This window comes from Agromyces sp. ISL-38 (assembly GCF_018613935.1).
Lineage (GTDB): Bacteria > Actinomycetota > Actinomycetes > Actinomycetales > Microbacteriaceae > Agromyces.
The window spans coordinates 205450-217195 of the sequence record NZ_JAGGPF010000010.1; the positions used below are offsets into that span (position 1 = coordinate 205450).

The window sequence follows — 11746 nt, forward strand, 5'->3', positions numbered from 1 at the left end:
CATGGACAAGATCACCACCGTCACGGGCACCGCGGTGCCGCTGCGCCGCTCCAACGTCGACACCGACCAGATCATCCCCGCCGTCTTCCTCAAACGGGTCACGAAGACCGGCTTCGAGGACGCCCTCTTCTTCGCGTGGCGCCAAGATCCCGAGTTCGTGCTCAACCGGCCCGAGCACTCGGGCGCCCGCATCCTCATCGCAGGTCCCGACTTCGGCACGGGATCGAGCCGTGAGCACGCCGTCTGGGCGCTGCGCGACTACGGCTTCGATGTCGTGATCAGCTCGAGGTTCGGCGACATCTTCCGCGGCAACGCGGGCAAGCAGGGCCTCGTCGCCGCGCAGGTTGCGTACGAAGACGTCGAGCGCCTCTGGGAGGCGATCGAGGCGGAGCCGGGAATAGCCGTCACGGTCGATCTGGTTGAGCGTACGGTGGGCGCGGGTGCGCTCACCGTGCCGTTCGACATCGACGACTACACTCGGTGGAGGCTTCTCGAGGGGCTCGACGACATCGGTCTCACCCTGCGGGATGAGAACGCAATCGCCGAGTTCGAGTCACATCGGGAGGCCTGGCGGCCGAAGACGCTCCCCATCCGGGAGCCGGCGGAATCAGGGAGTCTGTGAATACGCTCGGGCAGGATGCAAAGAACCATGGAACGGCAGTCGGTTTGAACGTCGACAAGATCACGATCAACGGCGGCAAACCGCTCCGCGGTCGCATCGAGTTGAAGGGCGCCAAGAACCTCGTCACGAAGGCGATGGTCGCGGCCATCCTCGGCGACACCCCCAGCGTGCTGAAAGACGTGCCGAACATCAGTGACGTGCGCATCGTGCGCGGTCTCCTCGAGGTGCACGGCGTGACCGTCACCCACGGCGTCGACGAGGGCGAGCTCATCCTCGACCCGTCCGCGGTCGAGACGGCGCACATGGCCGACATCGACGCGCACGCGGGTTCGAGCCGCATCCCGATCCTCTTCTGCGGGCCGCTCCTGCACCGCCTCGGTGAGGCATTCATCCCCGACCTCGGCGGGTGCCGCATCGGCGACCGCCCCATCGACTACCACCTCGAGGTGCTGCGCAACTTCGGCGCCATCGTCGAGAAGCTCCCAAGCGGCATCCGGATGTCGGCACCCAACGGGCTGCATGGCGCCAAGGTGTCGCTGCCGTACCCGAGTGTGGGCGCGACCGAGCAGGTGCTGCTCACCGCGGTGCTCGCCGACGGCATCACCGAGCTCTCGGGCGCTGCGATCGAGCCCGAGATCATGGATCTCATCAACATCCTGCAGAAGATGGGTGCGATCATCACGGTCGACACCGACCGCGTCATCCGCATCGAGGGCGTCGACAAGCTCGACGGCTACACGCACCGGGCGCTCTTCGACCGGAATGAGGCGGCCAGCTGGGCCGCGGCGGCGCTTGCGACCGACGGCGACATCTTCGTCGGCGGCGCACGCCAAGCCGAGATGCTCACGTTCCTGAACGTGTTCCGCAAGGTCGGCGGCGACTTCGAGATCCAGGAAGACGGCATCCGCTTCTTCCACCCGGGGGGCGAGCTGAAGCCCGTCATCATCGAGACCGACGTGCACCCGGGCTTCATGACCGACTGGCAGCAGCCGCTCGTGATCGCCCTCACGAAGGCGAAGGGCGTCTCGATCGTGCACGAGACCGTCTACGAGCAGCGCTTCGGCTTCGTCGACGCGCTCGTCGAGATGGGCGCGTCGATCGAGGTGCACAAGGAGTGCCTCGGTGGTCGGCCGTGCCGTTTCGGCCAGCGCAACTTCAAGCACTCAGCGGTCATCTCGGGCCCGACGCCGCTCGTCGGCGCCGACATCGAGGTGCCCGACCTGCGCGGCGGCTTCAGCCACCTCATCGCAGCGCTCACGGCCGAGGGCCGATCGACCGTCTCGAACGTCGGCATCATCGCGCGCGGCTACGAGGACTTCATCACGAAGCTCGAGTTGCTCGGGGCGGATTTCGAACTCGAAGGATAATGGGGGAGTGCCACACGACGACTCGTCTCCCGACGCTCCTGCGAAGCCACGTTCGGAGACCCGCCGCCCCTCCGTCTTCTGGGTGCTCGCCGGCCTGGTCCTGCCGGTGATGAACCTCGCCATCCGCTTCCGATTCCATCACCCCGAGCGGATGCCGCAGACGGGCGCCTTCGTACTGGCGCCCAATCACTACAGCGAGATCGACCCGGTCGTCATGGGCATGGTGGCCTGGAAGCTCGGGCGCGCGCCGCGATTCCTCGCGAAGGCCTCCCTCTTCTCGGTGCCGGTGGCGGGCTGGCTCCTGCGGAAGTCGGGCCAGATCCCCGTCGAACGCGCCGGCAGCAAGAGCCACGCTGCACTCCGCGCAGCCGAGGAGCTCGTCGAGAAGGGACGCATGGTCGTGGTCTACCCCGAGGGTTCGCTCACGCGCGACCCCGGGCTCTGGCCGATGCGCGGCAAGACCGGCGCCGTGCGCATCGCCCTCGAACGCGGCATCCCGATCATCCCTGCCGCGCACTGGGGCACGCAGGCGCTCATGCCGCGCTACGGCAAGAAGCTCAGCCTCTTCCCCCGCAAGACCATCGACGTCGTGATCGGCGAACCGCTCGACCTCAGTGCGTATCGCGGCAAGCCGCTCGACCAGGCCACGCTCATCAAGGCCACGAGCGAGCTCATGGAAGCGATCGCCGGCCTCCTCGCCGAACTGCGCGGCGAACCTGCTCCAGCACAACGCTGGAACCCGAGCGCGCACTCGCAGAAGGAGACCGGACGCTTTGAAGGCTAGATCCAACGCCCGTCGCGGCCCGGGCAAGCGGGTCGCCGTGCTCGGCGCCGGAAGCTGGGGCACGACCTTCGCGAAGATCCTCGCCGACGGCGGTGCCGATGTCGTGCTCTGGGCCCGGCGGCCCGAGCTTGCACGCGAGATCCAGGAGGCCAAGCGCAACAGCGACTACCTCCCCGGCGTGAACCTGCCCCTCGGGCTCCGGTCCACCTCCCGGCTCGATCTCGCCCTCGCGGGCGCCGAGCAGGTGTTCGTGTCGGTGCCGAGCCAGTCGCTGCGTGAGAATCTCAAGGTCATCGCGCCGCACCTGCACGCCGAGGCGATCGTCGTGTCGCTCATGAAGGGCGTCGAGAAGGGCACCGGCCTGCGCATGAGCGAGGTCATCGCCGAGGTGCTCACGATCGATCCCTCCCAGATCGCGGTGATCTCCGGGCCGAACCTCGCGCTCGAGATCGCGAAGGAGCAGCCGACGGCGGCGGTCGTCTCCTCGACGAGCCTCGAGACCGCGCAGGCCGTGGCATCCCTCGCGACGAATCGATACTTCCGCTCGTTCGTGAACACCGACGTCATCGGCACCGAGTTCGGCGGCGTGCTGAAGAATCTCATCGCGGTGGCGATCGGCATCGTCGACGGCGTCGGCTACGGCGAGAACACGAAGGCGTCGATCATCACGCGCGGACTCGTGGAGATGACCGACTTCGCGGTCGCCTACGGGGCGCATCCCGAGACGCTCTCGGGGCTCGCCGGCCTCGGCGATCTCATCGCGACGAGCCAGTCGCCGCTTTCACGCAACAACACCGCGGGTCGCCTCCTGGGCCAGGGGTATCACCTCAACGACGTCGTGAAGCAGATGCAGCAGACCACCGAGGGACTCGCGTCGGTCGGGCCGGTCCTCGAGCTCGCGCGGGCGAAGGGCGTGGAGATGCCCATCGTCGAGCAGGTGCGGCAGGTGCTCGCGGGCACGCTCGACCCGAAGGACATCGCGCCGCACCTCACGACCGATGACGAGCCGCAGGGCGAAAGGACTTTGGATGGACAAGCTCAGGGTGGTTCTGCTCTTCGGCGGGCGTTCAAGCGAACACTCGATCAGCTGCGCCACGGCGGGCGGAGTGCTCCGGGCTATCGACCGTGAGCGCTATGAGGTGATCCCGGTCGGGATCACGCGCGAGGGGGCGTTCGTGCTCGAGACGGATGACCCCGAGCGCTTCGGCCTCGATCCCGAGCACCTGCCCGAGGTCGCCGACAACGGCACGCGCGTGCGCTGGCCCGAGAGCTCGGCGTCCCGCGAGCTCACGGTCGTCGCCGCCGATGGGGAGGTGGCGTCGCTCGGCGACGTCGACCTCGTGTTCCCGATCCTGCACGGGCGTTTCGGCGAAGACGGCACGATCCAGGGCATGTTCGAGCTCATCGGACTTCCCTACGTCGGCAACGGGGTGCTCGCCTCGGCGATCGGCATGGACAAGCACTTCACCAAGACGGTGCTCGAGGGCGCGGGCATCGAGGTCGCGCCCTGGGTGACCGTGACGCGAGCGGGGTGGGACGCCGATCCCGAGCTCTGGACGCGTCGCACGCACGCGCTGGGCCTGCCGGTCTTCGTCAAGCCGGCGCGCGCCGGTTCGTCGGTCGGAGTCACGAAGGTCTCTGAGTGGACCGAACTCGAGGCCGCCCTCGACGTCGCGTTCGCCGAGGACCGTACGGTGCTCATCGAGGCAGCGGTCGTGGGGCGCGAGATCGAGTGCGGTGTGCTCGAGGGCCGCGACGGCGAGGGCGCACGCGTGAGCGTCGCCGGCGAGGTGGTCGTCTCAGGGCGCGAGTTCTACGACTTCGAGGCGAAGTACCTCGACGCACCCGGTGTCGAGCTCATCTGCCCTGCAGAGCTGGGCGACGGCGAGCTCTTCGAACTGCAGCGCATCGCGCGCCGTGCCTTCGAGGCCATCGGGGCGGAGGGTCTCGCGCGCGTCGACGTCTTCCTCACGGGTGAGGGCTTCGTCGTCAACGAGATCAACACGATGCCGGGCTTCACGCCGATCTCGATGTTCCCGACCTGCTGGCTGAACTCAGGGCTCGACTACCCCGAGCTCATCACCGAGCTGATCGAGGTCGGCCGCACTCGCGGCAGCCGCTAGCCGTCTGCGTCGTCAAGCGAGGTGCACGCGCGCTCGGCCGGGATGACCGAGACCGCCGACGAGAGGTCGGAGATCGCCGTCGTGCCCGAGACCACGTCGTTGTCGACGAGCACCTCGACGGCGGGCGTTCGTCCGTAGGTCGTGAAGAGGAAGCGGGGTGCGTCGGATTCGTCGATGATCCAGTCGACGCCGTCGACGTTCACGCAGCGGTCAGTCGTTGGGCCCGGCGGTGTCACGCCGCACCTGAGCAGCACGGATGCCGGTGTTCCCCACGCACCCGTGCCCTGAGCGTCGGTCTCGCGTGCCGGCAGGTCGGCGACCACGTCGGGCAGCCGAACGACGACCGCCGCGCACTCGGGATCGCTCGCGTCGGGCGCCGCCTCGAACGGCACCGCCTGGGTGCATCCGGCGAGGGTGAGCGCTCCAGCGAGGGCCGCGAGGCCCGCGGCCAGCACACGAATGCGGGCGCGGCGCGGCGCGGGCACGAGTGGGTGAGGCATCCCGTTCAGGCTACCGTGAGGGCATGGAAGATCCTGCACCGACGGACGCCCCACGCACCGGCCCTACGGTCGGGGAGCTCGGCGAATCGGCGGTGCTCGCCCGCATCCTCCCGCGATTGCACCCGGGTGACGCGGCGATCCTCGGAGCCGGCGACGATGCGGCCGTGGTCGCGGCGGCCGATGGCCGGTTCGTCGTCACGACCGACCTCATGGTGCACGGACCCGACTTCCGCCTGGCCTGGTCGACGCCGTTCGAGCTCGGCTGGAAGGCCGCCGCGACCAATCTCACGGATGTCGCGGCGATGGGCGCTCGCCCGACGGCTCTCGTCGTCGCCATTGCTGCACCGCCCACCACGGAGGTGTCGGTGCTCGAAGGCATCGCCGACGGGTTCCGGGAAGGCCTCGCGGCCCTCGCGCCCGGGGCCGGCGTCGTCGGCGGCGACCTCTCGGCGTCGCCGGTGCTCATGATCGCGGTGACCGCGTTCGGCGACCTCGACGGGCGCGCCCCGGTGCTGCGATCGGGCGCGCGTGTCGGCGACGTCGTCGCCCACGCGGGCGCTCGCGGCGCGGCGGCCCAGGGTCTTGCGCTGCTCTTCGCCGAGGCGACGGATGCCTCAGGAGAGCCCGACCGGCTCGCGACGCGCGGCGTACGCGAGCGGCATCCGCAGCTCGTGCGGGCGCAGCTCGCCCCCGAACCCCCGGTCTCCGCCGGCGTCGTCGCCGCACTCGCGGGGGCCACGTCGATGCTCGACGTCTCCGACGGGCTCGCCCGCGACGCCCGGCGCATCGCCGAGGCGAGCGGCGTCGGCCTCGACTTCGACGGCGCCGCGCTCGGCCCTGATCCGCGACTCGCGCTCGCGGGCGCCGAGGATCATGGGCTCCTCGCGACCTTTCCTCGGGGAAGCGCCGTGCCGGCGCCCTTCGAGGTGATCGGCCGCGTGATCGAGGCGGCGCCGGGCGAGCTGCGGGTCGACGGCCGTGACGTCGGTTCCGACGGGTGGGACCCGTACTCCGGCTGGGACGGTCGAGCGGGCTGACACCGCCGGCGCGCCACCGCACCGCTCGTGACGCGTGACGCGGTCAGTCCGAGGACTCCGCATTCACCTCGTTCGCGTGGTCGGTGCGGTGCGCCCACCAGAGGGTCGTCTCGCCGTAGTCGCGGCGCCGGTCGAGCAGGATGCCGTCGGGCCACGCCGGTTCGGGGGAGCGCGAACTGCGCTCGACCATGACGATCGCATCGGGGGTGAGCAGCGGCACGAGCAGCTCGAGGTCGCGCGTGAGCGCCCCCTCGCCGAGGTCGTAGGGCGGATCGATGAAGACCACGTCGACGCCGGCCGCGGCGCTCTCGAGGTAGGCGGCGACCGGACGCGGCACCACCCGGATGCGCGGCCGGTGACCGCGCGCGGCCCTGAGCACGGCATCGGCGTTGCGCCGGCACACGTCGGCAGCCGGTTTCGCCCGTTCGACGAGCACGACGTCGACCGCGCCGCGGCTCGCCGCCTCGAGACCGAGTGCACCCGAGCCCGCATACAGGTCGAACACGCATGCGCCCTCGAGCACATCCCGTGCCCCGAGCGCGGAGAAGATCGCCTCGCGCACCCGGTCGCTCGTCGGACGCGTGCCCGATCGGGGCACGGCGAGGGTGAGTGAGCCGGCGAATCCGGCGATGATGCGGGTCATGCTTCCGGCAGCATAACGTCGACCGCCCGGCGCTGCCATGATGGAAGGGTGGATGACTCGACCGACCAGGTGCCCGCCGAACCGTCCCGACACCGGGCCGCAGAACAACTCATGCTCGACCGCATGTGGGACTTCAGCGACCCGGCCGCGAGCGAAGAGCGGTTCCGTGAGGCGGCCGACGACGACGACCACCCCGCCCACGTCCGCGGCGTGATGGCGACCCAGCTCGCACGCGCGCTCGGCATCCAGGGCAAGACGGCCGAAGCGTTCGCCGTGCTCGACTCCGTCGTCGACAGCGCTCCGGCCGGCGAGCCCGAGACGAATGCCGCTGAGCTCCGGGCTCGAGTGGCGATCGAGCGCGGCCGGCTCACCGCGACCTCGGGCAATCCGGCCGACGCCGTGCCCGAGCTCACTCGCGGCGTGCGCCAGGCCGCGCTCGCCGGTTCGACGTTCCTCGTGCTCGACGCACTGCACATGCTCGCCCTCAACGATGCCGGGCACGAGGAGGAATGGGCGGCAGAGGGATTCGACGTGCTCGAGGGCACTCGCGATCCGCGCACGCTCCGCTGGGGCGTCGCACTGCACAACAACCTCGGCTGGACCCTGCACGACGAGGGTCGCGCCGAGGCCGCGCTGCGGCACTTCGAGCAGGCCGTCGAGGCCGCCGACGCCTACGGCACCGCCGAGCAGCAGCACGTGGCTCGCTGGTCGGTCGCGAGGTGCCTGCGAACCCTCGATCGCGCCGAGGAGGCCCTCGACATCCAGCGCGAACTCGCGCGCGCCCGCCCCGACGATCCCTACGTGCAGGCAGAGCTGGCCGCACTGACGGGGGCGGAGCCTACGATCGAGGAATGACGGCCGAGAAAGCAGGCGCGACTGGCGCGGATGAGGGCGGCACCGGCATCCGCACCGATGCCGTTGCGACGCCCGCCCCGGGTTCCTACACGCTCGACTCGAAGCTCTCCGGTGCGCTCGGTGGCCGCACCGCGCAAGCGATCGGGCGCGCCTTCGGCTACGCGACCGTCGGGGAGCTGCTCGCGCACTACCCCCGGCGCTACGCCCTGCGCGGCGAGCTCACGGCGCTCGCGAGCCTCCCGCTCGACGAGAACGTCACGATCGTCGCCGAGGTGCTCGAGGTGCGGGTGCGCGAGATGCGTCAGCGTCGCGGGTCGATCCTCGAGGCCAAGATCTCCGACGGCACCGGCATCCTCACGCTCACGTTCTTCAACCAGAAGTGGCGGGAGAACGACCTGCGACCCGGACGCCGCGGCATCTTCGCCGGCAAGGTCGGCGACTACAAGGGCAATCGGCAGCTCGCGCATCCCGATTACGAGCTCTTCGACGAGTCCGAGACGCTCACCGCCGGTGACGCCGCGGCGAAGCGCTGGGCCGAGTCGCCCATTCCCATCTACCCGGCCACGGGCACGCTCGCGAGCTGGCAGCTCGCCAAGTCGATCGCGCTGCTCCTCGACGGGCTCGGCCCCGTCGACGATCCACTGCCCGGCGACGTGCGCGAGCGCCGCTCCCTGCTCGCCCACCGGAGTGCGCTCGAGAAGATCCACCGGCCCGAGCGGGAGTCCGACTGGAAAGAGGCTCGCCGTACGTTGCGATTCACCGAGGCGTTCGTGCTGCAGACGGCGCTTCTCGAGCGGCGCGCCGAGCTCCGCAGGCACACCACGACCGCGCGGCATCCGTCGGCCGGCGGCGCGCTCGAGAGATTCGACGCGAGCCTGCCGTTCTCGCTGACGGGAGACCAGCAGGCGGTCGGTGCCGAGATCACCGACGATCTCGAGCATCCGGTGCCCATGAACCGCCTCATCCAGGGCGAAGTCGGCTCGGGCAAGACCGTCGTCGCCCTGCGCGCCATGCTCGCCGTCGCCGACTCGGGCGGGCAATCGGCCCTGCTCGCACCCACCGAAGTGCTCGCAGGCCAGCATCTGCGCTCGATCGCGCGAATGCTCGGGCCCGAGCTGTCGGCCGAGCTCATGCCCACGCTCCTCACCGGGCAGTTGCCCGTCGCCGACCGCAAGAAAGCGCTGTTGCGGGCCGCGGCGGGCCAGTCGCGCATCGTCATCGGCACGCACGCCCTCATCGGTGACGCCGTCTCGTTCGCCGACCTCGGCCTGGTCGTCGTCGACGAGCAGCACCGGTTCGGCGTCGAGCAGCGCGAGGCGCTGCGCTTGAAGGGGCAGCATCCACCGCACGTGCTCGTGCTCACGGCCACCCCGATCCCGCGCACCGTCGCCATGACCGTGTTCGGCGATCTCGACGTCTCGACGATCCGCGAGCTGCCCGCCGGGCGTGCCGGCATCGAGTCGCACGTCGTGCCGCTCGCCGACCGGCCAGGGTGGCGGGCACGAGTCTGGGAGCGTCTCGCCGAAGAGCTCGCCGCAGGGCGTCAGGGGTTCGTCGTCTGCCCCGCGATCGAGGCGCGAGTCGCCGAAGACGATGGAGCCGAAGCAGGCGAGGCCGCGGATGTCACGGGGCCCGCGGCAACCGTCGCCTCGGTGCTCGCCGAGCTCACGGGGCATCCGCGATTCGCCGAGGCCCGCGTGGCGCCCTTGCACGGCCGCATGAGCGCCGACGAGAAGGATCGCACGATGCGCGCCTTCGCGGCGGGCGAGCTCGACGTGCTCGTCGCGACGACCGTCATCGAGGTCGGCGTCGACGTGCCGAACGCGAGCGCGATGGTCGTCGTCGACGCCGACCGGTTCGGCGTCTCGCAACTGCACCAGTTGCGCGGCAGAGTGGGCCGCGGGAGCGTGCCGGGGCTGTGCCTGCTCGTGACGTCGGCCGAGGCGGGCTCGCTCGCCCGGCAACGGGTCGAGGCAGTCGCGGCGACGCTCGACGGATTCGAGCTCGCCCGCGTCGATCTCGAACTGCGGCAGGAGGGCGACGTACTCGGGGCGACCCAGTCGGGCGGTCGCTCCTCGCTGAAGCTGCTGCGGGTCGCGCGCGACGGCGACCTCATCGCCGATGCACGCGACCTCGCCGAGGGGGTGCTCGCCGGCGACCCGGGGCTCACCGCGCATCCCGCGCTCGCTGCGGCGGTGCGCCGCCGTCTCGACGACGAGTCGAGCGGCTACCTGAGCAAGGGCTGAGACTCGCGCAGAGCCCTGCCGGCGCGGCGCGCGGGCAGTACGCTTGACGCTATGCAGCGGATCGCCGTCGTTCCAGGTTCATTCGACCCCGTCACGCTCGGCCATCTCGATGTCATCGCACGGGCCGCCGGGCTCTACGACGAGTTGCACGTCGTCGTCGTGCACAACCCCGACAAGACCGCCTTGCTGCCGATCGCCCAGCGCGTCTCGCTCATCGAGCGCGCCGTGGCCGATGCGGGCATCGAGGGGCGCATCATCGTCGCGTCGTGGAGCATGGGACTCCTCGTCGACTACTGCACCGACGTCGGGGCATCCGTGCTCGTGAAGGGCGTCCGCTCGCAGGTCGACGTCGCCTACGAGACGCCCATGGCGATCGTCAATCGCCATCTCGCCGGAGTCGAGACCGTGTTCCTCCTGCCCGATCCCGGGAACGCGCACGTCTCGAGCTCGCTCGTGCGGCAGGTCGCTGCGCTCGGCGGCGATGTCACCCCGTTCGTGCCGCCGGCCGTCGCCGACTACCTTCAGGCGGCGATGACGCTGTGAGCGAGGCGGCCGTGACACTGGGCAAGGCGGAGGGGGGCGCCATGCCGGTCATGGGAATCGACGAGGTCGGCGCCCGCGCGGCCGGCATCGTGCAGAACGTGGAGACGGTCATCGCCGGCAAGCGCGAGGCCGTCACGGCGTCGCTGACGGTGCTGCTCGCCGAGGGCCATCTCCTCATCGAAGACGTTCCGGGCGTGGGCAAGACCATGCTCGCGAAGGCGCTCGCGCGTTCGGTCGACTGCACCGTCAGCCGCATCCAGTTCACGCCCGACCTGCTGCCGAGCGACGTCACCGGCGTCTCGGTCTTCGACCAGGCGAACCGGCGATTCGAATACAAGCAGGGGCCCGTGTTCGCCAACATCGTCATCGGCGACGAGATCAACCGTGCGAGCCCGAAGACGCAATCCGCGCTGCTCGAGTGCATGGAGGAGCGCCAGGTCACGGCCGACGGCACCACCTATCTGCTCGAGCAGCCGTTCACGGTCATCGCCACCCAGAACCCGGTCGAGATGGAGGGCACGTACCCGCTGCCCGAGGCCCAGCGCGATCGCTTCATGGCCAGAATCTCGATGGGCTACCCGGCTTCTGCCGACGAGCTCGCGATGCTCGCCATGCGCGAGACCGGAAGTCCACTCGACCAGCTCGAATCGGTCGTCACGATCACCGAGCTCCGCGGGATGATCGAGGCGGTGCAGCGCGTCTTCACGTCGCAGCCGGTCAAGGAGTACGCGGTCGAGCTCGCCCGCGCCACTCGCGACGACCGCCAGCTGCGGCTCGGCGCGAGCCCGCGTGCCACCCTCCAGCTCGTGCGCGCGGCGAAGGCGCACGCGGCCATGCACGGTCGCGACTTCGTGCTTCCCGACGATGTCGACGCACTCGCGGTGCCGGTGCTCGCGCACCGCCTCGTGCCGACGAGCCGTGCCGTCGGCTCCCACGACCGCGACAGCGGGCCGCTCATCGACGCAATCGTGCGCCGCATCGTAGGGGAGACGCCGGTTCCGGTAGGCAGCGCACGAAGGAACTGAC

At 70.3% G+C, this 11746-nt stretch carries 12 protein-coding genes; 10 read left to right on the forward strand and 2 right to left on the reverse strand.

Translation table 11 applies throughout. From position 1 onward, the window contains the following. Window position 1 precedes the first annotated feature (1 nt). From leuD to J7E25_RS11245, 5 genes are read left to right on the forward strand one after another with little or no spacing between them, the layout of a single operon-like run. Window positions 2–622: a 3-isopropylmalate dehydratase small subunit gene (leuD, locus tag J7E25_RS11225; protein WP_214870232.1), complete on the forward strand. Its 621-nt coding sequence runs from the start codon at window positions 2–4 to the stop codon at window positions 620–622. Continuing rightward, window positions 619–1989, forward strand: coding sequence for a UDP-N-acetylglucosamine 1-carboxyvinyltransferase (gene murA / locus J7E25_RS11230; RefSeq protein ID WP_214870233.1), 1371 nt, complete (start codon window positions 619–621; stop codon window positions 1987–1989). The genes leuD and murA overlap by 4 nt, the downstream gene beginning before the upstream one ends. 7 nt (window positions 1990–1996) lie before the next feature. Next, window positions 1997–2773: a 1-acyl-sn-glycerol-3-phosphate acyltransferase gene (locus tag J7E25_RS11235; RefSeq protein WP_215005095.1), complete on the forward strand. Its 777-nt coding sequence runs from the start codon at window positions 1997–1999 to the stop codon at window positions 2771–2773. Then, on the forward strand, window positions 2763–3902 hold the full coding sequence (locus J7E25_RS11240) for an NAD(P)H-dependent glycerol-3-phosphate dehydrogenase (protein WP_215005092.1): 1140 nt from the start codon (window positions 2763–2765) through the stop codon (window positions 3900–3902). Before J7E25_RS11235 ends, J7E25_RS11240 begins: the two co-directional genes overlap by 11 nt. After that, entirely contained in the window at window positions 3802–4896 is a 1095-nt protein-coding gene (locus tag J7E25_RS11245; RefSeq protein WP_214870234.1) for a D-alanine--D-alanine ligase family protein, read from the forward strand. The genes J7E25_RS11240 and J7E25_RS11245 overlap by 101 nt, the downstream gene beginning before the upstream one ends. On the opposite strand, the gene J7E25_RS11250 is transcribed toward J7E25_RS11245, so the two are convergent. Beyond that, window positions 4893–5396, reverse strand: a complete 504-nt coding sequence (locus J7E25_RS11250; RefSeq protein ID WP_214870235.1) for a DUF3515 domain-containing protein — start codon at window positions 5394–5396, stop codon at window positions 4893–4895. The genes J7E25_RS11245 and J7E25_RS11250 overlap by 4 nt on opposite strands. Before the next feature lie 23 nt (window positions 5397–5419). Between J7E25_RS11250 and thiL the strand changes: the two genes are divergently transcribed. Continuing rightward, window positions 5420–6433 (forward strand): thiamine-phosphate kinase, encoded by a 1014-nt coding sequence (gene thiL / locus J7E25_RS11255; RefSeq protein ID WP_214870236.1) that lies wholly within the window; start codon window positions 5420–5422, stop codon window positions 6431–6433. A gap of 43 nt (window positions 6434–6476) precedes the next feature. Here thiL and J7E25_RS11260 read toward each other — a convergent pair whose 3' ends face one another. Further along, a complete protein-coding gene (locus J7E25_RS11260; protein WP_214870237.1) occupies window positions 6477–7076 on the reverse strand; it encodes an RsmD family RNA methyltransferase in 600 nt (199 codons plus the stop codon). A gap of 48 nt (window positions 7077–7124) precedes the next feature. Between J7E25_RS11260 and J7E25_RS18350 the strand changes: the two genes are divergently transcribed. The 4 genes from J7E25_RS18350 to J7E25_RS11280 are packed head-to-tail and all read left to right on the forward strand — an operon-like array spanning window position 7125 to window position 11745. Next, window positions 7125–7931 carry a tetratricopeptide repeat protein gene (locus J7E25_RS18350; protein ID WP_215005089.1) on the forward strand — a complete coding sequence of 269 codons (807 nt, stop codon included), beginning with the start codon at window positions 7125–7127 and terminating at the stop codon, window positions 7929–7931. Further along, the gene (locus tag J7E25_RS11270) at window positions 7928–10177 is read left to right on the forward strand and encodes an ATP-dependent DNA helicase RecG (protein ID WP_214870238.1); all 2250 of its coding nucleotides are present in this window, start codon (window positions 7928–7930) and stop codon (window positions 10175–10177) included. The genes J7E25_RS18350 and J7E25_RS11270 overlap by 4 nt, the downstream gene beginning before the upstream one ends. Before the next feature lie 51 nt (window positions 10178–10228). Continuing rightward, window positions 10229–10720: a pantetheine-phosphate adenylyltransferase gene (coaD, locus tag J7E25_RS11275; RefSeq protein ID WP_214870239.1), complete on the forward strand. Its 492-nt coding sequence runs from the start codon at window positions 10229–10231 to the stop codon at window positions 10718–10720. A gap of 50 nt (window positions 10721–10770) precedes the next feature. Further along, window positions 10771–11745: a MoxR family ATPase gene (locus tag J7E25_RS11280; protein WP_214870606.1), complete on the forward strand. Its 975-nt coding sequence runs from the start codon at window positions 10771–10773 to the stop codon at window positions 11743–11745. The last annotated feature ends 1 nt before the right edge of the window (window position 11746 follow it).